This window comes from Rhizobium sp. Leaf341 (assembly GCF_001424325.1).
Classification (GTDB): domain Bacteria; phylum Pseudomonadota; class Alphaproteobacteria; order Rhizobiales; family Rhizobiaceae; genus Ferranicluibacter.
Window position 1 is genome coordinate 30486 of record NZ_LMPE01000014.1, and the last position, 22942, is coordinate 53427.

A 22942-nucleotide genomic window follows, 5' to 3' on the forward strand; every position below is an offset into this window, starting at 1 on the left:
GTCGTTGAAGGCGGATCCGATCAGGTCTTCGATGCTGGTATAGGTGTCGCCAGCGGCAAAGCCCTTGTTGTTGGACGGTTTCGTCAGGTCGGCGACGACGCCGACCGTCGCACCCTCATAGCTGACCGTGTCTTCGCCGGCGCCGCCGTTCAGCGCATTGGCCACGGCATTGGCGATGAAGACGTCGCGGCCGCTGCCGCCCATGGCATTCTCGATGATCGTTCCGCGCGAGATCTGCAGGGTTCCGTGATAGCCGAGCACGTCGGAGATGCTTTCGGGGCGGAGGTCGATCCGTTGATCCGCCGACGTCCGGCTGTAGTTCAGCGTGTCGATCCCCCCGTCGTCGACGATCGTAAACATCGCGTTGCGCGACACCGTCAGGGGATCGAACTGGCTTCCGGCTGTGCTTCCAAAGCCATAGACCGTATCGCCCGTGCGCGTCGTGTTGCTGGTGCCGTAGAGGCTGCGGATGGCGACGACGTCGGCGACCTGCGGCGTGATCGCATAGGCGAATGTGCCATGGATATACGGATTATCCGACGGGCTGAAATAGGACATGACCGTCGCCTGTTCGGAGTCGTTGGCAAACAGCGCATCCCGGTCGTAGAAGGCGCTGCCATTGTAGTAGCCGGGGTGCTGGAGCCCGAGCGCATGGCCGATCTCGTGCACGTAGCTGTCGTAGTCCCAGGTCGCGAGATTCTCCGGCTTCGGCGCGAGGTTGGCGGAGGGAATGTTGACGATGGCGCGGCTGATATGGCCGGTGGCATCCATGATCACGTTTGTGGCGGGATTGTTGTCGGCCACGGAGGTGAAGATGATCTGGGCCTTGTCCGCCTCGACGAAGGCGATGCCGGTGGCGTCCGACCAGGCCTTCAGCGCCGCCCGGGCAAAAAAGGCGTCGCCGGCGCTGATCCGGCTGAAATCGACGGTGATCGTGCGGGACGCCGACAGGGCGAACTGGTGGGTGGTGCCGCCGGTCTGCGTGCCGTACGTCAGCTGTCGGGCAATCTGGTCGTTCGACCAGACCGGCTTGGACGTTGTCTGTGCCATTCTACTTCGCTCCATGCGTCAGCTGCCGGGGGATCCGGTCGCCGTCATCCGTCGGCCCGGTCGGGCGGGTTAAACGTTGCGCGCGACACGCGCGACGAATTCGCTTTCCGGCTGGGCGCCGGCCCAGCGGTCGAACACCGCGCCGTCCTTCATCAGAATGAAGTGGGGGATGCCCTTGACCGCCAGCGATTGCGACAAGGCCTGGTTTTCGTCGACGTTCAGGCGGAAGAAATCGAGCTTCTCCTCGAAGGACGCGATGACCTTGTCCACCACGGGCGACATGCGCTTGCAGGGGCCGCACCAGTCGGCCGAAAACTGCAGCAGGACCGGCTTTTCGGCCGCCGCAATCGCCGCCTGGGCCTGCGTTCCCTCGTGATAGACTGGCAAGGTCGCCTCGATGGTCGGGGCTGTCTCGGACATGTTCGCTTCCTTTCTGGTTCCGCGGGCTTTCCTGCCCGTCACTGTCCTTGTCGAACGAGACGGCGAAAACACCCGTGCGCGCGGCAAAGAATTTTCAAGACGGCGCAGCGCCTGCGTCCTGTCAGGGGTCTGCGTGCCGTTAGCAGTCTGCGTACCGTCAGGAGGCGGCCCGCTTCGCCACCGGGTCCGTGGCCGTCCGGTCCCGCTCGACGAGCGCGACGAGGCCGTCGGCATTCGGCACGACGTCCAGGCAGCGTGCGTGATGGTCGAGAAGCGCGTCCCGGTGGCCGATCGACAGCAGCGTCGTGCCCGGCAGGGCGCGCGCGAGCGTCTCGTAGATGCGGCGCTCCAGCGCGCCGTCCATCGCCGACGTGGCCTCGTCGAGCAGCAGCCAGAGCGGGCGGGCGAGAAGCGCCCGGGCGATGGCGAGCCGCTGCTGTTCGCCGCCCGAAAGCCGCACACTCCAGGCGTCCTCGCAGGCAAGGTCGTCGACGAGATCCGTGAGCTCCACCGCGCACATCGCGGCACGGACGGCGTCCGGCGGGTAATGGCCCTCCGGCTGCGGATAGCAGATCGCCGCGAGAAGGCTTCCCGATGGCAGGTAGGGCCTTTGCGGCAGGGCGAGCAGGGCGTCATCCGCGGGGAGGGTGAGCTGGCCCGACCAGTAGGGCCAGATGCCGGCGATGACGCGCAGCAGCGTGGATTTTCCGCTTCCGGACGGCCCCATGAGAATGATGTTGCGCCCGTGGTGCAGATCGAGGCTGAGGGGGGCGGAGAGAACGGTGTCGTTCGGCAGGCGCAGGATGACGTCCTGCAGCACGATGTCGGCGCCCGCGCCCTGCCGGCGCTCGCCGTCCGTCCGGCAGGATGCGCCGGCCGCGGACAAGGCTTGGTCGAAGGCCTCGAGCCGGTCGATCACGGCCTTCATGGCCATCAGGTCATCAAAGCAGGTGGCCAGGAAGGTGAGGCTGCCATTGACGTGGGCGAAGGCGAGAGCCGTCTGCGTCATGTCGCCGAGCGACAGGCCGCGCGTGAGATAGACGCCGCCCAGCAGGAAATAGTGCATCTTGTCGCCGGCATAGTCCATCAGCGTGCGCACGAGGTTCAGGCGCTCGCGGAGGTAGGCGAGATAGTAGACGTTGCGGATGATTGGGCGCAGCTGGGCATTGCTGGCCGAGACCTCCGTCGGCCCGCCGCGCATCACGGCGATCTGCTCGACATAGTCGCGGATGCGCGCAAGGCCGTAGCGGAAATTCGCCTCGAACCGCTCCTGCTTGATCCAGGCGGGCGTCAGCGGGCGGGCGAGAAGCAACACGGTTCCGGTGAAGACGAGCGAATAGGCGACCGAGATCCAGAACAGGACACCCGGAAGAGGGAAGGACGGGCCAAACAGCGCGATCTTCGCGGAGATCTGCCAGAGCATGACGGCGTAGGAGAGGAAGGCGCTGACCTGCCCGATGATGGAGAAGGCAAAGCCGTAGAGACCGAGACTGCCCTTTCCCTCGATCAGATTGCGGATGTCCTCGTGGATGCGCTGGTCGGGATTGTCGATCGCATGTCCCCCGATCGTCAGGTGATACTGCGCGCCGGTCTCCAGCCAGCGCCGTGTATAATCGCGGGTGAGGACCAAGCGCCAGCGCGCGGTGCGGTAGACGCCGAGCAGCCGCTCGGCAATGGTCAGGAGAAGGCTGGTGACGGTCCACAGCGGCAGGTCGAGCACGAGCGTCGCCCAGAACCGGTCCGCGTCGTAGGTCTGCATCGCATTGGCGATGGCGCCCGACACGAAGACGAGTTTCAACCCGACGAGGATCTGCATCTGGCTGAGGAGGATCGTGGCGATGACCGTCAAAACCGCGATCGCCCGACCCGGCATGCGCAGGGAGAACCGGACGGGGAGGGGGACGACGAGAGGATCCTCAAGCGCGAAATAGCGGTCGCCGATCGAAAAGGCCCGGCGCACGCCCCGGATGCGGGCGACCCAGGGCAGCGCGAGGACGATGAAGGCGAAGGCGGTCGCGATGCCCGGGCGCACGCTCGATCCGGGAAAGAGCCGCCACGCGTCGGAGGCGGTGCCGAGACTGGCGATCGTCAGGAGGCACGCTTCCGTGCCGTAGACCACCACCAGCGTGCGCAGAAAGGGCGTGATCCGGCGCGCGGCCACGGCCGCCACGGCGCCGCCGCAAAGGGCCGCGGTGAGAAGAGCCCATTCCAGATCGAGGGGTCGTCCGGCGAGGAGGGCGCTCGGAAGGGCGGCGAGCGCCATTGCGAGGGAAAGCCAGATCATGCGGTTGGTCCTTGTTCGCGCCCACCGCCTGCCGGCGGACGCCATGGCACCCGCGCGGCCATGCGGATGCCGGCGTGCAGGGGAGTGGCGATCGTCCCGCAGCCGGGCGCCCGGTTGGTCGGCGTCCGGCCGCCGGCGGCCCGGGCGCGGAACGCTCCCGACCGGTCACGCGAGATGCCCGTCTCGCGGGCGCGCCGGCTCGGGTCCCGACAAGTCGGGCAGGGTCGCCACGCCTCGCCCCTCATGCAAATTCAAAAGATCCGGCGCGCTCCAGAGATCCGGCGCGTTTGGCAGAGCCGGAAAGGGCTTTCGGCAGGTCAGGAAGGGATTGCGGGCGGCAGGCGTTTCCGGCCTGCCGCCTTGCTCGGGAGGAGGATCAGAACGTCTTCTTCATCTGCAGGAGGAAGCCGCGGCGGGCTTCCAGATCATAGTTCGGCCCGGAAACGAGCGGCACGATCGCGTCGGTATCGAACAGGTTGTTGATCTTCATGTCGATCGACCAGTCTGCCGCCTTGTAGCCGATCGAGGCGTCCGCGATCACGTAGCCCGGGATGTTGAAGCCGTTCGGATAGAAGGTCGATGTCGCAAACGACTTCGAAACGCCCCGGACGCCTGCGCCGACCTGCCAGTTCTCCAGCATCGGAACCGTATCGTCGAAGGTATAGACGGCCCAGAGGCTCCCGGTCGTTTGCGGAATGCCCGCATAGGCCGGGCTCGGGAGAACGTCTTGCGGAGCACTGGAGTTCAGATGGCTCGCCCCCAGGATGAGGTTGAGATTGGGCGTGATTTCCCCCTGAACCTCGAGCTCGACGCCCCTGGTATGCTGGGCGGGGATCAGGAAGGTGCCGAAACCGGAGGGATCGTCGGGATTGGCGATGGTGACGTTGGTGCGCAGCAGATCGTAGAGAGCGGTCGAGACCTTCAGGCGATCCTCGAAGAAGGCGAAGCGCATGCCGACTTCCTTGAGGTTGCTGCCTTCCGGCGCGACGAAGGCCGAGGGGGCGTCGATGCTCGTCTTGCCGAAACCACCGGGCACGTAGCCGATGCTGCGGTTGACATAGAGCGAGGCCCAGTCCGTGAGGTCCCAGGTTGCCCCCAGGGTCCAGGACGTCGTGGCCTGAGAGTCGGCATCGGCCGAGCTCTGCACGGTCGATGCCCGTCGTTCGTCCTGCGCCATGAAGTCGCGCCGCAGAAGGCCGAAGAGATGAACCTGGTCGTTCAGGTCCATCTTGTCGACGGCATAGATCCCATGCGTGGTGGTATCGACGTTGATCTTCGACTTCAGCGGCCCGCGATACAGGTCGATTTTGGGCAGGCCGGTCGTGACGTTGAGATCGACCGGGAAAGTGCCGCCATAGCCGTAATCGAGATCGCTGCCCTGATAGTCGTAGCCGAGCTTCAGCGTGTTCTTGACGACGTCGCCGTCATACTTGGCGGTGACGTCGGCCTTGTCGGAGAGCGTATGCTCGTAATATTCGAGCCGTCTTGCCTGGAAGGCAAGGGTCGAGGGATCGAAATCGGTATCCCCGCGCATGACATATCGCAGCACGTCGCCCTTCGTGGCGTTGTGGGTATAGTCGATGCGGTTGTTGAAGGTGATCGTGTTGTCGAGGAGGTCGCCGATGTCGTAGGACTGCTCCGAATACAGGTTCTCCACCTTCTGCCGGAGACCGAAATCCTGCCCGCCCAGTCGCAGGCCTTGTCGAAGATCGACCATCGGCCCTTCGACCATCCCGAGCCCCGCGATGGTCGACAGCCGGACATGGCTCTTCTGAGCCTGGAACTGGTCGGTATAGCTGCCGCCCACCAGAACGGAGGCATCGTCGCCCTTCCACTGGATCGACGGCGCCACCAGCACCTCGTGCGGATCGGCATAGCCGCCATAGGACTCCTTGGCATGTCTGCCGGATGTCACGAAGCGGTAGCTGAGGCCTTCCGTATCGGGAATGAGCCCGCCAAAATCCAGCGCGATCGTCTTGTCCTGAAACGTACCGTAGCGGACGGTGAGGTCGCGGATCGTCTCTTCGGTCGGCCGCTTGAGCACGACGTTGACGCTGCCACCGGGATCGGTGCGCCCCGTCAGGATCGAGGTCGGGCCCTTGAGAACCTCCACGCGTTCCACATCGTCGATCGGCATCGTCGGGTCATAGCCGTAGCTGCCGAACAGCTCGCCGGGCTTCTGGCCCTCGACGGAATAGCCGGCATTGTTGAAGCCGCGAATGTTGATCTTCGGACGGCCGCCGCCTTCGCTCGTCGTGCCGAGCGAGACGCCGGCCGCGTTGCGCGCCGCATCGAGCGACGAGGTCAGGCCCTGCGACTCGATGACCTTCTTCGTCACGCCGGTGACGGCAATCGGAATGTCCTTGGCGGGCGCGTCGGCGATCCGGACGGAATCCCCGGCAGCGCCAGCCTTGAAGCCGTCGTCGCCGAAGGTGTTGGTATTGCCGGCGTCGGCAACGTCGATGACCTCGACGTCGCTTCCGAGCTTGGCGGCCGGCGCCTGGCTGGCGCCCTCGCCCGGCCGGATGGTGATGTTTCCGTCGGCCGCCGTCACGGCCAGGAGCCCGGTGCCGGACAGGGCCCGGTCGAGCGCGGCGCGCACCGAGGTGCGGCCGGCGATCGGGCCGGTGGTGCGGCCCTTGGCCAGCCCTGACGGAAAGGCGATCGACGTGCCGGTCTCGCGTGCGATGCGGGTGACCACGGTCGCGAGATCCCCGCCGGGAATGTTCAGGTCATACAGCTGCTGTGCCTGCGATGCCCCCGCACCGCCGATGCTCAGCGCCAGTCCCAGCGCCAAGGCTGACACCGCCGCCCGATATCGTCTGCTTCGTCCGGTCGAACCCCATGTCATTTCGCGTTCCCCTTTTTTAGCTTTCACGACGTCTGTCTTTCGAGGACGCAAAAGCGCCAGCGCCCCGGAGGATTTTTTTGCCGGCCCGGTGGCCGCCCGACGTTGGGGCAGCCGGAGTCCTGGTGTCCTGGTGTCCCGGCTTGGCGCCACAACGCGGCGTCACGCCATGTCATCACGGCATGCCATCACGGCCGGGCGCCGCGCGCGCGACGATCGGGCGCCGCGGATGCCGACGCACAAGCTGCCGAGGCCGCAGCAACGGGTCGCGCGGGTGTAAAACGGGAGGGCACGGGTTAGACGGCCCGCTCCAGGCGATGACCCGCCGGCAAGCACACTTGGTGGCACCCCTTTGGCGTGAGCCCCTTGACGGTATCCCGTGACGATGGACCTCCCGGCGGTGGGGCCGGAAGGGAGAGCCTCAGGCGGCGGCAGGGCCGACCGAGACCCAGTAATGCGAGAAACGGCGAACCTTCAGGTTAAGGGAGGTCGCCAGCACGTCGATGGATCCGTTGGTATCCGCCAGCCGCAGGACCGCCGTCGCGCGCATGTCGGCGATGGCCGGATCGAGCCGGATGACGCCGTGGAAATAGGGCCGGAGCTCGTCGATGATGGTGCCGAGCGCCTTGTCTTTCGCGAGCAGCATGCCGTCGGTCCAGGCCGTCGCGACATCGGGGTCGGCCGTCCCCCGTTCGATCCGGTCGCCGGCAAAGATGAAATCGAGGCCCGGCGCGATCTGCTCGACGGGCCGGGAATCGACCGATCCCCGCCCCTTGATGCCGGTGACCGACAGCCGCGCTGGCTGGTGATGCAGCACGAAGGTACCGCCGTCGCTTCGCAGGTTGAGCGCGCCGGTATCGACCCGGAAGGGTTGCCGCCCCTCGGCGACATCGACCAGGATCTCTCCGTCGAACAGGCGCAGCACACGCTCGCGCTCGGTAAAGCGGACGGCGACGGCCGCGCGGGGCGCGAGCGTCAGACGGCTGCCATCGGCCAGCTGCACCTGTTTCTGCTGGGCCGTCAGGGTGAAATGGTCCGCGCTGAGCGCGCCGGCCGGCAGCATGTGGTCAGCCGTGGCCAAGGCGAGCGCCCCCGTCCCGGCGAGGCCGACGATCCCCGTCAGGAATTTCCGCCGGCTGGCCTGCTTCTTCAGGAGCCGCTGGCCCAGCGCGCCGTCGGTGAGGCCGGCGCGGGCGGCCACGCCGCAGGGCATCAGCCCTTCCTGCAGCCGGATCCAGGCCGTCTCGTTGCGCTCGTCGGCATTGAGCCACGCCTCGAAGGATCGGGCCCTGCTCTCGGACATCTCGCCCGAGGACATTTCGATCATCCATTCGATCGCGATTTCCGCCCGGGGGTCGTCCAGTTGCCGCAACATGCCTGTCCCCGCTATTCCTGGCTCGCGCCGGCGAGATAGGCCGCACGCATGCCCTGGACGAGATATTTGCGCACCATGCTCACCGAGACGTTCAGCGCCTTGGCCACGTCGGCATGGCGCGCGCCCTCGATCTGGCTCATGACGAAGGCCGCGCGCGCCTTCGGCGACAGCGTCGCGAGCATGGCTTCGATCGCCTGCAGCGCCTGCAGGACGATCAGCCTGTCCTCGGCCGAAATGTCCATCGCCTCGGGAAGGTTGGCGAGTTCCGCCTCGTAGGCGCGCTGCAGATCGTTGCGCCGGCGCGCATCGTAGATCAGCCGGCGGGCGATCGTCGTCATCATCGCCCGCGGTTCACGCACCGCAGTGATATGCGGCATCCCCAGCATGACGAGGAACACATCGGATGCGACATCCTCGGCGGAATGGACGGTCCAGCGCTGGCGGCTGAGCCAGCGCGTCAACCAGCCGTGATGATCCCGGAAGACGCGATCCATGAAGCTGTGACTGTGAGACAGCGACGCACTGATCATCGAACGTCTTTCAGATGATGCGAAAATAAGCAAATGGAGATATTTGGCGAAAAAACAGACATGGCCCACCAACTTTCCGGGGTACCACTGAAGCGTTCGTACCCTCAGGCCATTCTACGCAAATCGCATGCCATATGTCACGATACTGAAATAAAGATAATTCTGAAATAACGCGGCGACCGTCCGGCATGCCGCGCTGGCAGACGGGGCCGGCATGCCGCGGGCCGGGTGTGAGCCTGAAAGACAAAGGGCCTGGAGGAGGGGAAAGGCAGGCGCGATGGAGGCGCGCTGCCGGCGCGATCCAGGTACGCTGCAGGCGTGCTGCAGGTACGATGCAGGTAGCGGCGCCGGCCTGGCGCGCACCGGTCGGCCGGGAGCGAAAGGTCGCACCGCCGGTCGTCTCCTGTCGCGCGGCCTCGGTGGACGCGCGACCCAAGTTCTCAGGTCGCGGCGGGGACGAACATCTCTTCGCGAAGCCAGCGGTGGATCCCGGCCGAGCCGGCGACGATCGAGCCCTCTCCGGGCCTTTTGCCGAAGAGGTCGGTCACCTGGGCTCCGGCTTCCTCCGCCACGAGCTTGCCGGCCGCGTAATCGTAATAGCTGAGGCCGTCCTCGAAATAGCCGTCGAGCCGTCCCGCGCCGATATAGGCGAGGTCGAGCGCGGCCGATCCGAGACGGCGCACGCCCGCGGTCATGTCGGTCACCCGGTCGAGCCCCTTGAAGAACGCCTCGCGGCCGATCGCCTTCAACTGGCCGCGCACCGGCAGGGACAAGGAGAGGATGGCATCCTGCGGTTTTTTTTCGCGCAGGCGCGGCAGCGGTACGCCGTTCAGCCGGGCTCCCCCGCCGCGAATGGCGGTGAACATCTCCCGGCGCAGGGGATCGTAGACGACGCCCAGGATTTCGCCGTCACCGTCGCAAAGCGCGATGCTGACCGCGAAATAGGGAATGCCCCAGATGAAGTTGCTCGTGCCGTCGAGCGGATCGACCACCCAGCGGCGCTCGGCCTTCGCCTGCCGCGTTCCCGTTTCCTCGCCGAGAAAGCCATAGGCATCGCCGGCCTTGGCCAGAACCACGGCGATCGCCTCCTCGGCCGCGAGATCGGCCTGCGAGGCATAGTCGCCGAGAGCCTTCTGCCGGACGGCGTCGTCGCGCATCTTGCCGAAATGGGCGTCGAGCACCTCGCCGCCGGCAAGGGCTGCCGCGCGCGCAAGATCGAGAAGGGCGTCCGGGGAAAGCTCGGTCATGGGTCAGGCCTCTGCAGGAAGGAAGGTCACGGTCTCGATCTCGACGCCGATGCGTGACCCGAGGTCGAGCGCGTTGCGGGTCTCCACGGAGATCAGGGGCGAGGACGGCGAGACGCGCAGGTTGTGGGACCATGCCTTGCCCATATAGCGTCGGTCCTCGACGACCGCATCGACGAGGCCCTGGCCGGCCGCGACGATGCGCACCTGCTCGGGGCGCACGACCAGCGTTCCGGGTCCGCGGTGCGGCCTGTCCGTCATCGGCAGGCGCAGACCGTCGGCCAGACGCAAGCCGTCCGCCTCGAACGTGCCTTCGAGAAAATTGGCGCTGCCGACGAATTCGGCGACGAAGCGGTTGGCGGGCCTGGCATAGATCGTTTCGGGATCGGCCAGCTGCTGGACGATGCCGTGCTGCATCACGGCGATCCGGTCCGACATCTCCAGCGCCTCTTCCTGGTCGTGCGTCACATATATCGCGGTCAGGCCCAGGCGCTTCTGCAGCGCGCGCATCTCGTGGCGCAGCGAAACGCGCAGGCGCGCATCGAGATTGGACATGGGCTCGTCCATCAGCAAGAGCGGGGGATCGATGACGAGGGCGCGGGCAAGGGCGATGCGCTGCTGCATGCCGCCGCTCATTTCCGCCGGGTAGCGCGTTTCGACCCCCTGCAGCTCGACCTGTGCAAGCGCTGCGCGTACGCGTTCGGCAACCGCGTCGCGCGGCACCTTCCGCAGCTTCAGGCCGTAGGCGACGTTGTCGAACACGGTCTTGTTGGGCCACAGCGCATAGTTCTGGAACACGAAACCGATGTTGCGATCCCAGGCGGGAAGCGCGCTGACATCCTGTCCGTTGAAGAGGATCCGGCCGCCATTGATCGGGTGGAAGCCGGCAATGGCGCGCAGCAGCGTCGTCTTCCCGCAGCCCGACGGGCCAAGCAGGGTAAAGAACTCGCCGGGCTTGATCGTGAGGCTGATATCGCGGAGCACGGCATTCTGCCCGAACGTCTTGGAGACGCCGTCGATGACGACATTGCAGCCTTTCGCTTCGGCGTCTTGGATTGCGCTATGAGCCACCGGATTTTCCTTGGATTTGTCCGTACCGCACGATGAAGTAGAGCGGGATGTAGATGATCAGCATGAGAAGGATGGTCTGTGCGGCGGAGACCCCGAAATCGGCATCGACGAGGGTGTTTTCGAAGATCACCGCCGTCATCGGCTTCCACGGCGGCCTGTAGAGCACGATGGTGGAGGACAGCTCCGTCACGATGTGCAGGAAGGTCAGCGTCGCCCCCGTCACGGCCCCGGCCAGCACGAGCGGTGTCGTGATCGTCGCGAACACCCGCAGGGGTCGCGCGCCGAGGCTCAGCGCGGCCTCCTCCAGCGCCGGATGGACCCGGCGGAGCGCGGCCTCCGAGGCTTTCACGGTAAAGGGCAGGTTGCGGATGAGATAGGCGAGCGCGAGGATGAACCAGGTTCCGGTCAGCTGCACGGGCGCCTGGTTGAACATCATGATGAGCCCGATGCCGAGCACCGTGCCGGGGATGACATAGGGCATCATCACCGTGAAGCTGAGAAGCGGCGCAATCAGGCGGTAGCGCTTGCGGATGACCACATAGGCGATACCGAGGCCGAGCAGGGTGGCGGCAAGGGTGCCCGCAAGCCCGAGCGACAGCGTCACCCAGGCCGGTCCCAGGCCGGAGCGCAGCATCGTCGCATAGTTGGCGAGCGTGAAGTCCGCCCGCGGCAGGCCGACACGCCATTCCATGAAGCTCGAGACCAGCACGGTCAGATGCGGCGTGAAGGCCATCAAAAGGGCAAGCCCGACGGCGGCAAGGACGAGCGCATGGGCGGCCGGCGACAGCCGCTTGCGCGGGAGCGCCCGCGCGGCGACGACGGAAAAGCCGCGGCGGGCGAGATAAAGCTGTTGCGCCATGAGGAAGAGGCTGGACAGCGTGATGAGCACGACCGAGCCGGTGGCCGCAAGCGCCGGATTGCGTCCGGCCTCGCTGAGAAACGAGGTGTAGATCAGGACCGGCAGCGCATTGACGTCGAGGCCGATGATGCGCGGCGTGCCGAAATCCGACAGGGCCGCCATGGTGGCGAGATAGAGCCCGGTGATGATGCCGGGCAGCGCCAGCGGAATCTCGATCGAGAAGCGGACGCGCGCCGGGGCGGCGCCGAGGCTTTCCGCCGCCTCGATATGGCCGGCGTCGAGACTCTGGAACGAGCTGTGGCTGAGCAGGAAGATGATGGGAAAGACGAGCCAGGTGATGACCCAGATGACCCCGTGCAGGCCGACGATCGACACGTCGAGCCCGAGCGAGGTGGTGATGAGGCCGTTGCGGCCGAGAAGAAGACGCCAGGCATAGGCCCCGAGAAACGGCGGGGAAACCGAGGCCATCGTCACGAGAAAGACGATCGCCGTGCTGCCGGCGATCTGGTAGCGGGCCACGAGATAGGCAAGCGACACGCCGACCGCAGCCGCAAGGCCGGTGGACGTGAGGGCGATGACGAGGCTGTTGATCGTGGCCGACACGGTTTCCGAACGCGTGAAGAAGGCGAGATAGTGGACCGGCGACAGCGCGAGCGCCGTGTTCTCGAAGGTGATGTAGGCATTGGCGGCGTGGGAGAGGCGGATCACGCTGTCCGACTGCGGCTGAAGGTCGAGCGGCGCGAGCGTGTTGGTGCCGAAAAGGGTGCGGGGCGCCTGCTGGCTGAGGGTGAAGAGGGCGCCTCCGGCCGCCAGTTCCAGCGCGCCGGCCGCGTCTCGGCGGCCTTCGAGCGGTTCTGTTCCGGTGATCAGCAGGGTGCGGTCGTCGGCGACCGCCACCGTCAGGCCCGCTGCCGTCCCCAACGTGATGGCCAGGCCCTCCGGGGTCTGCGCCACGCCGTAGCGGCTGGTCATTTCCGGCACGGCCTGCAGGCCGTCGCGGTTGTGCAGCAGGGTGAAGCGGCCCCCTTCATCGAAGAGGGAGGCCGCCATCAGGCGGATCTGCGGGATGACGATGGTCACGCCGCAAAGCAGGAGCGCGACGATGGAGAAGATCAGCCATGTGTCGCGCAGCGGCCTCATTTTCCGCGGATCTCCTGGAACCGCGCGGTGACCACCGGGCGGGGGTCGACGGCGGAGACGATCGTGAGCGTCGCCATGTCGGGCAGGGCGGCCGGCGGCGTGATGTCCTTGCGGGCGGAGCGGCGGACCGTGGCGTCGCGGACGATCTCGTGCGCGGTTTTCGTGCCGAGGAAATCGATGAAGCTTTTCGCATCGTCGAGATGCTGCGCGCCCTTGACGATCGCCTGCGCATCGATCTGCCCGGTGACGGCATCCGTCGGGTAGACGATCGCGATCGGCAGACCCTGTGCCTTCCACTTGGCGCCCAGGTCCTCGTTGATCCAGCCGACGGCGGCCTCGCCGTCGCGCACGGCGTTGAACGCGTCGTCGGAGCCCGGCGCGATGCGGGCGTCCTTGGCGAGCTTGCCGATGAAGTCCCAACCGAAATTGCCGGCCAAAGCCGAGAGGATCGTATAGCCGGTGCCCGATTTGGCCGGGTCGGGGATGATCAGCCCGCCATCCTTGGCAAAGTCCGGTGACAGCAGGTCGGCCTGCGTCTTGGGAAGGGCGGCTGGCTCAACACGCTTGGTGCTGACGATGATCGGCTGCAGCAGAACGGTGAAGGGATGCCAGAGATGGTTGGGATCGACCGTCACCATGTCGGCGTCCGACGCGCTCTCGTAAGGCTGGAAGAGAGCGGCGTTCTCTTCGAAGGTCTGGGTCGGGCCGCCCCACATGATGTCGGCGGAGCCGTTGCCGGCCTCTGCACGCAGCCGCTCGACGATTTCGCCGGTGCCGCCGCGCACGACGGTGACCTTGACGTCCGGATGCGCCTTGGCGAAGGCCTCGAGGATCGGGGCGGAGGTGGCCTCCCCGTGGGCGGTGTAGACCACGAGATCGCCGGCATGCGCGATGCTGAGGAGCGACGCCGACGCCAGTGCGCCTGCGACCAGATGCTGCAAGGTCCATTTCAACATGACAGTTCCCTTTCAAGTCACCGAGAAGGACGGCGGACAATTAATTCCATTAAGCGGACAATAAAGCAAGCCGTGCTTCGCGGTCAGCTACACGAGTTTTGCTGCAGTTTCATGACATGCTTATGGACATCCCCGCCAACCCCTTGCTTGACAGTCGGCTCTGGAGGACGATAAAATCCATGATCCGTACTAAACAGCGAGCACGTCGCATGACCCGCATGGGCAGCAATCATCCCTATTCGGGTCGATACAACCGTCGCCTCGTCTTCGACCTGATCCGGTCGGGCGGCGGGATCAGCCGGCGCGGTCTCGTCGAGCGGACCGGCCTGAAACCGCAGACCATGTCCAACATCTGCAAGGATCTGATCGACCGCTCCCTCGTGGTGGAAACGATCCGCCAGGAAGGCGCGCGCGGCGCGCCGCAGAAGGAGTTGCGCATCCGCCCGGACGCGGGCTGCTCCCTCGGCATCCATATCGACCGGGATGGCCTTCTCGGCCTCGTCTGCGATCTTGCCGGCCGGGTTCTCGCGCGCGAGACCGCCCGGGCCTCGCTCGACGACCCCGCCGATACCGTCCGCGCCATGGCGGAGATGGCGACGCGGCTGCGCGGCGCCACCCCCGCGCCGGCCTGGGGCGTGGGTGTCGTCATGCCGACGCTGCAGGAGGCGGATTTCGAACATGCCGTCGGACCGCCGGGCTGGGGTGCATGGAACCGGTTTCCCGTCGCCGAAGCGATCGAGGCGGCCTGCGCGCTGCCCGCGATCATCGAGAACGACGCGACGGCGGCGGCGGTTGCCGAACTTCGCGCCGGGCGGGCGATGGGGCTGACCCACTATGTGCACATCTTTGCCGGCCATGGTCTGGGGGCCGGGATCATCGACGACGGCATGCCGCTCCAGGGCTACTGGAACAATGCGGGGGAGATCGGCCTCCTGACCTGGCCGACGGAGGCCGCGGGAGCAGTATCGGGAATAGCACCGGGGGCAGATGGGCTCGCGCCGACGCCCTTTTCCCCCGACGAGCTCGCGGCCCTGCTCGGCCGGGAAAGCCGGGAGCTTGCGGTGCCGGGCTGCCTCGAAGGGCTTTACGAGGCGCGCGACAGCATCCTGATGCACTGGCTCGACCTCAACGCGAAGCGCCTGCGCCTGCTGGTCTCGCTTCTCGAAAACATTCTCGATCCCCAGACCATCCTCGTCGGCGGCCATTTCCCGCCCGTGCTGATCGCGTCTCTGATCGACCGGGCCTATCCGCTCCTGCCGTCCGTCAGCGCACGAAGCGGGCGCGACAGGCCGCGCCTCTGCGCCGGCGCCCTCGGGCCGGACGCGTCCGCGGTCGGCGCTGCGATGCTGCCGGTCATCGCCCATGGCAGTCCGGATTTCCGCCGGCTGTCCTTCATGCGCGGGCGCAGCCGGACCCTCGACTTCGAGCGACGCTTCGACCGCGTCGCCGGTGCGCCGACCGACGCCGACCCCGCCGACGCCGACCCCGCCGACGCCGACCCCGCCGACGCAGAGCCCCTGTCCTGATCGTCTTTTCGAACTTTGCCGATATCTGCCACGAGGTCTCCATGTCTTCCACCGTCCTGCCCCCGATCGACTTGCCCACCATCGACTTGCCCGCCGCATCCCCCGTGGTGGCGATCCGGCAGGCGCATTCCGCCGACGAGGCGGCCATTCTCGACATCTGCCTGCGAACGGCGGACCGCGGTCACGACGCCACGGCGCTCTATGGCAATCCGCGGCTGCCCGGCCTCGTCTGGGCCCTTCCCTATGTGCGCCTTTGCCCCGACCATGCCTTCGTGCTGACCTGCGACGGCATCGTGATGGGCTATTGCGTCGCCACGCCGGACACGCGTGCCTTCGAGGATCGGCTGGCGGTGGCGTGGTGGCCGGCGCTGAAGCAGGAGCTGGCCGGTTTTGCACCCGGGAGTGCGGAGGACGACAAGGTCCTGCGCACTATCGGCGATCCCGAGCGGACGCCCGAAAGCGTGACCGAAGCCTATCCTGCCCATCTGCATATCAACGTCCTGCCGGCCCTGCAGAAAGGCGGCCACGGCTCGGCGCTCCTGCGCCACCAGCTGCAGGCGCTCGCGCAGTCGGGCGTGATCGGCGTGCATCTCGGCATCGACCCGCGCAATGCGGGCGTCGCCGCCTTCTACGCCCGGTTCGGCTTCGTCGAACGTCTGCGCACCCCGTCGATCATCATGGGCCGGACGCTGACGCCCTGAGGCCGACAGCCTGATCCCGACAGCCTCTGGGCCATGGACCGCCATCGACGCTCGGGGCGCGCGAACCGCCTGTTGACAGCTGTCAACGGGCCGCAGGCCGAGTTGTCCCGGGGGAGGGTCTCAGCGGTGCGCATCCGGCGCAGGGATCGCTTCGAAATCGAAATCGAACGGCCTATCCTCCACGACGGCCGCGACGATCGCCCGTGCGAGCGGGAGGGCGGCGGCGTCCCGGTCGATCGTCTGGAGCAGGGAGGCGACCACGAGGGCGGTGTCGATCCCTTCCACGGTTTCGTTTGCCAGCTCCTGGGTGACCGCCTGGCGGACCGTGCGGTCGCGGCCGAGACTGTGGCCGAGGCGGCTGTTGCGCCCGCCCCCGACGGTCACGTGGAGATCGCCGAGGCCGGCAAGGTCGAAGGCGGTGCGGCGCTGTCCGCCGATCCGCTCGCAGAGCGCGGCCATCTCCTGCACGGCCTGGGTGAAGGCCGCAGCGGTCGGGTTTTTCGACTGGCCGTCGGCTCGCTGCGTATCGGGATAGCGGGTCTGCATGGCGGACACGCCGATCGCAAAGAAGTTCTTGAGCGCCGCGCAGGCCTCGACCCCGGTCAGGTCGTCGGTGGCGGCAAGGCGGTAATAGGGCGTGCGGAAGAGGGCGGCCACCCGTTCGGCCGCCGCCACCTCCCGCGCCGCATAGATGCTGGAGGTCGGCAGGCGAAGCGCAAGCTCGCGCGCGATGCAGGGCCCGCCGATGCCGATGAAGGTGCCGAGCCGGCCGATGCGCTCCGGCACGCTCTCCGCGAACGTGACGACGGCGCCGTCCCTGCGGTCGAGCCCCTTGGTCACGAAGGCGATCGTCGTCTCGCGGCGCAGCAGCCCGTTCAGCCGGTCGACGGCCCAGGCAATGCCGGGGCTGCTGACGCCGACGACGACGAGGTCGGCCCGATCCGCCTCGTCCGCCGTCAGGGCCTCGTCGGCCAGGACCCGGACGGATGCAGGCAGCGGCGCATCGAGCTTCGGATGCAGGCCCGATCCTGCCTGCATCTGCGCCACCGTCGCGGCATCGAGCGGCGTGCCGGCAAGAACGACCGCGTGCCCGTTGTCGCTCGCCGGCACGGCAAGGGCCGTGCCCATGACGCCTGCGCCGAGGATCAGTATGTTCGCCATGCCCGGTCTCCTTCTGCCGATCGGCGGTGGACGCCTGTTTCCGCCGGGCCCGATGCCGGACCCGGAGTGGGGATGTTTCATCCCGCGATGTGCGCCTTGCCCTGCTTCGCCTTGGCGGCGGGACAGGGTCTAGCGCATCATCGCGGCCACGTTGCCGCCATCGACGGTGAGGACCGCGCCGCTCGAGGTGCGGGCCTTGGCGAGATGCACGAAGGCAGCGGCCACGTCGGCGGCGGTGACCTCGCGGCGGACGAGGTTTGCCGAGAGATAGGCTTCCGGCGTCACGCCGCGCGCCTTGCTGCGGGCCGCCACCATCTCGTCGGTCATCAGGCCCGTGCGGATGCGGTCTGCATTGACGGCGTTGGAGGTGATGCCGGACGCGCCGTGCTCCACGGCATATTGCCGCATCAGCGCCATCAGCGCGGCCTTCGACGTTCCGTAGGGGCCAAAATCCGCGCCGGGATTGACCGCCTGCTTGGAGACGTTGAAGACGAGCGCGCCGCCGGTCTTCTGTTGCTCCATCACCCGCACCACGGCCCGCGCCATATAGTGATGTCCCCAGAAATTGAGGTCGAAGGCCTTGCGGAACGTGTCTTCCGACACGGTGAGGAGGCTGCCCTGGAAGGCGGCGCCGGCATTGGAAATGAGAATGTCGACCCCGCCGAAATGGGCGGCGACGGACGCGACGGCCGCATCCACGCTTTGCGGATCGGTGACGTCGCACATGACGGGAAAGGCGCCGAGGCGCTTGGCTTCCCGTGCCAGGCCCTCCGGCGCGATGTCGAAGAGCGCGATCTCCGCGCCTTCCGCCTTCAGCGCCTCGGCCACGGCCAGCCCGAGCCCGCTTGCGCCGCCGGTGACGATGGCGATCTGCCGGGTCAGTGGCTTCTCGACCGATTTCGCCAGCTTCGCCTGCTCGAGCGACCAGTACTCGATATCGAAGAGATCGGCTTCCGACAGCGCCTCGAAGGCGTCGATCCCCTCGGCATTCGTGATCACGGCGATGGTCGCTTCGGCGACATCCGCCCCGACCAGCGCAGTCTTGCGGGCGGCTCCCGCGGCAAAGAGGCCAACGCCCGCGACGTAGAACACGCGCGGCATCGGATCGAGCATGCGCTTGCCGCCGCCGACGCGGGCGTTGTTGCGCTCGAAATAGGCGGTGTAGTCGGCCTGGTAGGCCTTGACCGCCTCGGTCACCCTCTCGCCCCAGACGTCGAGCCGGCCCGCTTCGGGCGCGGGCAAGGCGACGCCGAACCGCTTGATGTGGATGACGTGTTCGGGCGTGGCGTTCCCCCGCCGGACCAGCGACGACACGGTTTCGGCATTGCAGAAGTCGAGGATGGCCGCGTTGCTCCGATGCTCGAGCACGAACCGGCGGGGCGCACCTTCCACATCCGTCTTGAGGGCGATCGCGCCGCGGATGATCGGCGCGATCTCGGCCGCGGTGGCGATCTTCGGCGGCAGCGTCACGCCGCGGAACGGCTTGGAGCGTCCCCGGGCGATCCGCTGTTCCGCCGCATTGATCTTGGCGATCATGTCTTCGTAGCTCGTCCGCGGATCTTCCGACCAGGTGAAGATGCCGTGTTTGAGGAGAATCATCCCGTCGCCGCCGGGATTGGCCTTGAAGGCCGCGTCGCAGGCCTTGGCCAGGTCGAAGCCGGGCATGACATAGGGAACGATGATCGCATCGGGAAAGAGCTCGCGCACCAGCGCCTCTCCCTGCGGCTGGTTGGTCAGCGAAACGATGGCGTTGGCATGGGTGTGATCGATGTGCTTGAACGGCAGCAGGCCGTGCAGGATCGCCTCGACCGACGGGTTCGGCGCGGACGGATCGAGCAGCAGGCGGCGCTGGAGCATCACCATGTCGTCGTCCGACAGGGTCTCGAAGGCGACCATGGCCTTCAGCGGCGCGAGGCGGACGGCGGGCAGGCCCTGCGGCTCGATCGTGCCCATGTCCCAGCCGCTGCCCTTGACGCAGAGCACCTCGACCTCGGTACCGTCCATGTCGGTAAAGACGGTTTTCACCGACGTGTTGCCGCCGCCATGCAGCACCAGCTCCGGATCCTGTCCCAGAAGGCGGGTCGTGTAGGTACGGATGGCGAGGTCGCGGTTGATGCCCTTGGCGACATAGGCATCGACGACGCTCTTGAATTCGGTGTCCGACCAGCGGGATTTCATGATGACGATCCTTTCTGCGCCGGCACGTTCGGGAAGGCCGGCAGGGTAGGGAAGGGGGGAGGCGCACCAGCGGCAGCATCGGATGCCGTGTCGGGTTCTGGAGCGATCCGGAGCGCTCCGGCGCCGGCGCTGAATGTCCTAGAGGCGCGCCTCCGTTTCGGCGTTGAACACGTGGACCTTGGACGGCGGGATGGACAGGCGCACCGCGTCGCCCTCGGCAAAGCGGGCGGCCTTGTCGACCGACACGACGAAGCGTCCGTCAGGCCCGTCGCAGAACAGCTGGGCATCGTGGCCGAGCCGTTCCACGAGGACGGATCTTGCCGCGAGGGGCCCCTGGGCATCGACCACGACATCCGTCGGGCGCAGGCCGATGACGACCTTGTCGCCGGGTTTCGCGGTCGTCGTCTCCAGCGCCACCCGTCCGGTCGCCGTGTCGACGGCTGGCATGCCGTCGGCCACGACGACCGTTCCGGGGAGGAAATTGATGGCGGAGGCGCCGATGAAGTCGGCGACGTATTTGCTGGCCGGGCGGTCATAGACCTCGTCAGGCGAGCCGATCTGCTCGATCTTCCCGCCCCGCATCACGACGATCTTGTCGGCCATGGTCATGGCCTCGATCTGGTCGTGCGTCACGTAGATGGTCGTGGTCTTCAACCGGTTGTGCAGCTGCCGGATCTCGGTGCGCATATGGGCGCGCAGCTTGGCGTCAAGGTTGGACAGCGGCTCGTCGAACAGGAACACGGCCGCCTCGCGCACCATCGCCCGCCCCATGGCGACGCGCTGGCGCTGCCCGCCGGAGAGCTCCTTCGGGTACCGGTCGAGATAGGGCGTGAGGTTCAGCGTCTCGGCGGCCCATGCCACCCGGCGCTTGATCTCGGCCGGCGCCACCTTGGCCACCTCGAGGCTGAAGGCGATATTGTCGTAGACCTTCATCGTGGGATAGAGCGCGTAGTTCTGGAACACCATGGCGATGTTGCGGTCCCGCGGATGCAGGGTGTTGACGCGGTTTCCGTCGATCAGAAGATCGCCCTCGCTGACGCTTTCGAGACCCGCCGTCATGCGCAGGAGGGTCGTCTTGCCGCAACCCGACGGACCGAGCAGGACCACGAAATCCTGGTCGGCGATCTGGAAGGAGATGTCGCGCATGATCGTGAAGGCGCCGAAGGACTTGCCTATGCGCTGGTATTCGACGGTCGCCATTGAATATGCTCCATTGTATCGCGTGCCGTGGGTGGACGGCGTCGGTTCAGTAGGCCTGCTGCGTCGGCGTGATGACGATTTCCTGGACGATGGCGCGTTGCGGCAGCGCATAGGCGTCGAGGATCAGGCCGGCCACGATGTCGGCGGAAATGCCGCCGCCGATGGCCGCTTTGTTGGACCTGTAGGCCTCGAGCGTCCGGGGATCGTTGACATGGTCCAGCACCTCGGTATCGACGATGCCGGGGGAAACGACGACCACGCGGACATTGTGGGGCGCGAGATAGCCGCGCAGGCTTTCCGACACCGCATGGACGAAGAACTTGGTGCCGCAGTAGACGGTGTGATCCGGATAGACCTTGCGGCCGGCGATCGAACTCATCATGACGAGCGTGCCGTGCCGGCGTCCGATCATGCCGGACAGCACCGCATGCACGCTGTTCATCACGCCCTTGGTGTTGATGTCGATCATCTCGTCCCATTCTTCGGGGTTCTGCGCGGCGATGTCGCCGAGCCGGGCGATGCCGGCATTGGCAAACATCAGATCGACCGGGCCGTGCTCGGCTTCGGCATCGGCGACGGCAGCCGCGATGGCCGCGCGATCGCGAACGTCCACCTTGCGCAACACGGCGCGGGGAAGGCCGAGCGCCGCCAGCCGGTCGAGCCTGCGCGCCATCAGGAGCAGCGGGTGGCCGGCGTCCGAAAAGGCGCGGGCCACGGCCTCGCCGATCCCCGAACTGGCGCCGGTAATGGCGATCAAGGGTTTGGTGTCCATCGTTTCCTCCAGTGTGTCCTCGTCGGCGGCGGCCCGTCCCGGAGGTCGCGGCGAAACCGCGACCTCCGGGCTTTCGGGGTCCGATGATGTGGCCAGGGTCCCTGGCCGGTTTCAGCGCGCGGCTCAGCCCTTGAGGACCGCGGCGACCTGCGTGCCGATATCGTCGAGCGCTTCCTTGGACGAGCCGTAGCTGCCCGCGAAATACTTGCCGAGCGCCACAGGGATCGTGTCGGAGGAGATCTGCGCCCATTCCGGCAGGTCCGGCTCGGAGCCCATGTATTTGGCGATCGTCTCGCGCACGACAGGCAGGTGGCGGGTGGTGCCGGCACCGACGCGGGCATGGCTCTTGACGCGCGGATCGTCGTAGACGCTCGCGCGTGTGGGGCCGGTGCCGCCGCCGAGCGTCGTCACCAGCGCCTGCGTATCGGCGCAGGTCGCCCACTGCATGAACAGCCAGGCGGCATCCGGGTTCTTGGAGTAGCGCGATACCGCGAGCGACGAGCCGCCCTGGTGGCCGACGCCGGGGATCTCGCCGTACCCGCATTCCTCGGGCTTGCGCAGCGCGATCGGCTGCGGCGGAATGACGGCCTCGCAGAGACCGGACACCTTGGTCTGCGTGGGGTCGTCGAAGAAGGGGAAGAACTCGCCCCAGGACAGCATGGACGCGGCGACCCCCTGCGCCACCGCCTGGCCTTGACCGTCCCAGGTCCACTGGTTGACGCCCGGCGGCATGATGTCGCGGAGCTTCGTGTAGTAGTCGAGGGCGGCGATACCGCGCTCGTCATTGCCGGAAAACACCTTGTCCGGATTGAAGATCGATCCGCCGTGGCCCCAGAGCATCGCGGTCCATTCGCATTCCAGCGCGTAGTGGCCGGACTTCATCTGCCCGGCATAGCCGAAGGTGGTCGGGCCCATCTCCTTCGTGATCGCGGCAGAGTTCGTATAGAGCTCGTCGAAGGTCGTCGGCGCCTTGAGGCCGAGCTTCTCGTAGATGTCGCGACGGTAGATCATGATGAAGATCGGAATGTCGTAGGGCACGCCGACCCAGCGATCCTCGTATTTGGAAATGCCGTCGACCAGGGCCGGCAGGAAGTCGTCGATATTGTAGTTGGGCATGGCAAGGTCAGCCTTCGCCTTGATCTGCTCGCGCGGATCGAAGACGTCTTGGCTGAAGGACGCCGCCCAGCTCTGGTCGATGTAGTAGAGGTCGTAGGTGCCGAGCGAGGACGCCACATCCAGCGTCATCTTCTGGAGAACCTGCTCGAGCGGCAGGACCTCGATCTCGACCTTGATGCCGGTCGCCTCCTCGAAATATTTCTTGAGCTGGGAGTTGATCGCGTTCGACGGGGGCGTCGATTCCGTCGCGAATTTCAGCGTGGTCCCGGCAAAGGGCTTGCCGACGTCCTTGAGCCAGGCCATCACCTCGGCCGAGGGCTGCATCTCCTCCTGCGCCACGGCCTTGTTGAGCATGAAGGGGCGGCTGCCCATGCCCATGCCGAGGGCGGCTGCACCCAGGCCGAGCTTGCTGGTCGCCCGCAGGAAGGCGCGCCGGTCCATCTGGCCTTTCACGAAGCGGTCGGTGATCGACGCCAGATATGATTTTCTATCGCTCTCTTTCACTGTTCTC

The 22942-nt window shown here is 66.7% G+C and carries 17 protein-coding genes; 2 read left to right on the forward strand and 15 right to left on the reverse strand.

Annotated elements, in window-relative coordinates; all coding sequences use genetic code 11:
* The 10 genes from ASG03_RS14435 to ASG03_RS14480 all read right to left on the reverse strand — a co-directional run.
* Positions 1-1050, reverse strand: a 1050-nt coding sequence (locus tag ASG03_RS14435; protein ID WP_200934709.1) for a M10 family metallopeptidase C-terminal domain-containing protein, incomplete at its 3' end; no start/stop codon positions are given.
* A 69-nt stretch (positions 1051-1119) separates the two neighbouring features.
* On the reverse strand, positions 1120-1470 hold the full coding sequence (locus ASG03_RS21515; protein WP_062694101.1) for a thioredoxin family protein: 351 nt from the start codon (positions 1468-1470) through the stop codon (positions 1120-1122).
* 157 nt (positions 1471-1627) lie between these two features.
* Positions 1628-3754, reverse strand: coding sequence for an ABC transporter ATP-binding protein/permease (locus tag ASG03_RS14445; protein ID WP_062694102.1), 2127 nt, complete (start codon positions 3752-3754; stop codon positions 1628-1630).
* 376 nt (positions 3755-4130) lie between these two features.
* Complete coding sequence (locus ASG03_RS14450) at positions 4131-6605, reverse strand: TonB-dependent siderophore receptor (RefSeq protein ID WP_082475781.1); 2475 nt, start codon at positions 6603-6605, stop codon at positions 4131-4133.
* A 418-nt stretch (positions 6606-7023) separates the two neighbouring features.
* The gene (locus tag ASG03_RS14455) at positions 7024-7977 is read right to left on the reverse strand and encodes a FecR family protein (RefSeq protein ID WP_062694104.1); all 954 of its coding nucleotides are present in this window, start codon (positions 7975-7977) and stop codon (positions 7024-7026) included.
* 11 nt (positions 7978-7988) lie between these two features.
* Positions 7989-8507: a sigma-70 family RNA polymerase sigma factor gene (locus ASG03_RS14460; protein ID WP_062694105.1), complete on the reverse strand. Its 519-nt coding sequence runs from the start codon at positions 8505-8507 to the stop codon at positions 7989-7991.
* 440 nt (positions 8508-8947) lie between these two features.
* Positions 8948-9754 carry an inositol monophosphatase family protein gene (locus ASG03_RS14465; protein WP_062694106.1) on the reverse strand — a complete coding sequence of 269 codons (807 nt, stop codon included), beginning with the start codon at positions 9752-9754 and terminating at the stop codon, positions 8948-8950.
* A 3-nt stretch (positions 9755-9757) separates the two neighbouring features.
* Entirely contained in the window at positions 9758-10822 is a 1065-nt protein-coding gene (locus ASG03_RS14470) for an ABC transporter ATP-binding protein (protein ID WP_062694107.1), read from the reverse strand.
* Positions 10812-12821 carry an ABC transporter permease gene (locus tag ASG03_RS14475; protein WP_062694108.1) on the reverse strand — a complete coding sequence of 670 codons (2010 nt, stop codon included), beginning with the start codon at positions 12819-12821 and terminating at the stop codon, positions 10812-10814. The genes ASG03_RS14470 and ASG03_RS14475 overlap by 11 nt, the downstream gene beginning before the upstream one ends.
* A complete protein-coding gene (locus tag ASG03_RS14480; RefSeq protein WP_062694109.1) occupies positions 12818-13777 on the reverse strand; it encodes an extracellular solute-binding protein in 960 nt (319 codons plus the stop codon). Before ASG03_RS14480 ends, ASG03_RS14475 begins: the two co-directional genes overlap by 4 nt.
* A gap of 179 nt (positions 13778-13956) precedes the next feature.
* On the opposite strand from ASG03_RS14480, the gene ASG03_RS14485 reads away from it, so the two are divergent.
* Both ASG03_RS14485 and ASG03_RS14490 read left to right on the forward strand, forming a co-directional pair.
* Complete coding sequence (locus tag ASG03_RS14485) at positions 13957-15303, forward strand: ROK family protein (protein ID WP_244475272.1); 1347 nt, start codon at positions 13957-13959, stop codon at positions 15301-15303.
* A gap of 41 nt (positions 15304-15344) precedes the next feature.
* A complete protein-coding gene (locus ASG03_RS14490; protein ID WP_156381842.1) occupies positions 15345-16004 on the forward strand; it encodes a GNAT family N-acetyltransferase in 660 nt (219 codons plus the stop codon).
* 120 nt (positions 16005-16124) lie between these two features.
* Here ASG03_RS14490 and ASG03_RS14495 read toward each other — a convergent pair whose 3' ends face one another.
* From ASG03_RS14495 to ASG03_RS14515, 5 genes are all read right to left on the reverse strand, one after another.
* Positions 16125-17165 carry a glycerol-3-phosphate dehydrogenase gene (locus tag ASG03_RS14495; protein ID WP_062694111.1) on the reverse strand — a complete coding sequence of 347 codons (1041 nt, stop codon included), beginning with the start codon at positions 17163-17165 and terminating at the stop codon, positions 16125-16127.
* A gap of 129 nt (positions 17166-17294) precedes the next feature.
* The gene (locus ASG03_RS14500; protein ID WP_062694112.1) at positions 17295-19343 is read right to left on the reverse strand and encodes a bifunctional aldolase/short-chain dehydrogenase; all 2049 of its coding nucleotides are present in this window, start codon (positions 19341-19343) and stop codon (positions 17295-17297) included.
* Between the two features lie 138 nt (positions 19344-19481).
* Entirely contained in the window at positions 19482-20543 is a 1062-nt protein-coding gene (locus ASG03_RS14505; protein WP_062694113.1) for an ABC transporter ATP-binding protein, read from the reverse strand.
* 46 nt (positions 20544-20589) lie between these two features.
* On the reverse strand, positions 20590-21315 hold the full coding sequence (locus ASG03_RS14510) for an SDR family oxidoreductase (RefSeq protein WP_062694114.1): 726 nt from the start codon (positions 21313-21315) through the stop codon (positions 20590-20592).
* A gap of 123 nt (positions 21316-21438) precedes the next feature.
* Positions 21439-22935 (reverse strand): ABC transporter substrate-binding protein, encoded by a 1497-nt coding sequence (locus ASG03_RS14515; protein ID WP_062694115.1) that lies wholly within the window; start codon positions 22933-22935, stop codon positions 21439-21441.
* Positions 22936-22942: the final 7 nt, after the last annotated feature.

Bases quoted from the DNA above. Each gene is read 5' to 3' on its own strand.
- ASG03_RS21515 (WP_062694101.1), bottom strand. From the start codon at position 1,470: ATGTCCGAGACAGCCCCGACCATCGAGGCGACCTTGCCAGTCTATCAC.
- ASG03_RS14445 (WP_062694102.1), bottom strand. From the start codon at position 3,754: ATGATCTGGCTTTCCCTCGCAATGGCGCTCGCCGCCCTTCCGAGCGCC.
- ASG03_RS14450 (WP_082475781.1), bottom strand. From the start codon at position 6,605: ATGACATGGGGTTCGACCGGACGAAGCAGACGATATCGGGCGGCGGTG.
- ASG03_RS14455 (WP_062694104.1), bottom strand. From the start codon at position 7,977: ATGTTGCGGCAACTGGACGACCCCCGGGCGGAAATCGCGATCGAATGG.
- ASG03_RS14460 (WP_062694105.1), bottom strand. From the start codon at position 8,507: ATGATCAGTGCGTCGCTGTCTCACAGTCACAGCTTCATGGATCGCGTC.
- ASG03_RS14465 (WP_062694106.1), bottom strand. From the start codon at position 9,754: ATGACCGAGCTTTCCCCGGACGCCCTTCTCGATCTTGCGCGCGCGGCA.
- ASG03_RS14475 (WP_062694108.1), bottom strand. From the start codon at position 12,821: ATGAGGCCGCTGCGCGACACATGGCTGATCTTCTCCATCGTCGCGCTC.
- ASG03_RS14480 (WP_062694109.1), bottom strand. From the start codon at position 13,777: ATGTTGAAATGGACCTTGCAGCATCTGGTCGCAGGCGCACTGGCGTCG.
- ASG03_RS14485 (WP_244475272.1), top strand. From the start codon at position 13,957: ATGATCCGTACTAAACAGCGAGCACGTCGCATGACCCGCATGGGCAGC.
- ASG03_RS14490 (WP_156381842.1), top strand. From the start codon at position 15,345: ATGTCTTCCACCGTCCTGCCCCCGATCGACTTGCCCACCATCGACTTG.
- ASG03_RS14495 (WP_062694111.1), bottom strand. From the start codon at position 17,165: ATGGCGAACATACTGATCCTCGGCGCAGGCGTCATGGGCACGGCCCTT.
- ASG03_RS14500 (WP_062694112.1), bottom strand. From the start codon at position 19,343: ATGAAATCCCGCTGGTCGGACACCGAATTCAAGAGCGTCGTCGATGCC.
- ASG03_RS14505 (WP_062694113.1), bottom strand. From the start codon at position 20,543: ATGGCGACCGTCGAATACCAGCGCATAGGCAAGTCCTTCGGCGCCTTC.
- ASG03_RS14510 (WP_062694114.1), bottom strand. From the start codon at position 21,315: ATGGACACCAAACCCTTGATCGCCATTACCGGCGCCAGTTCGGGGATC.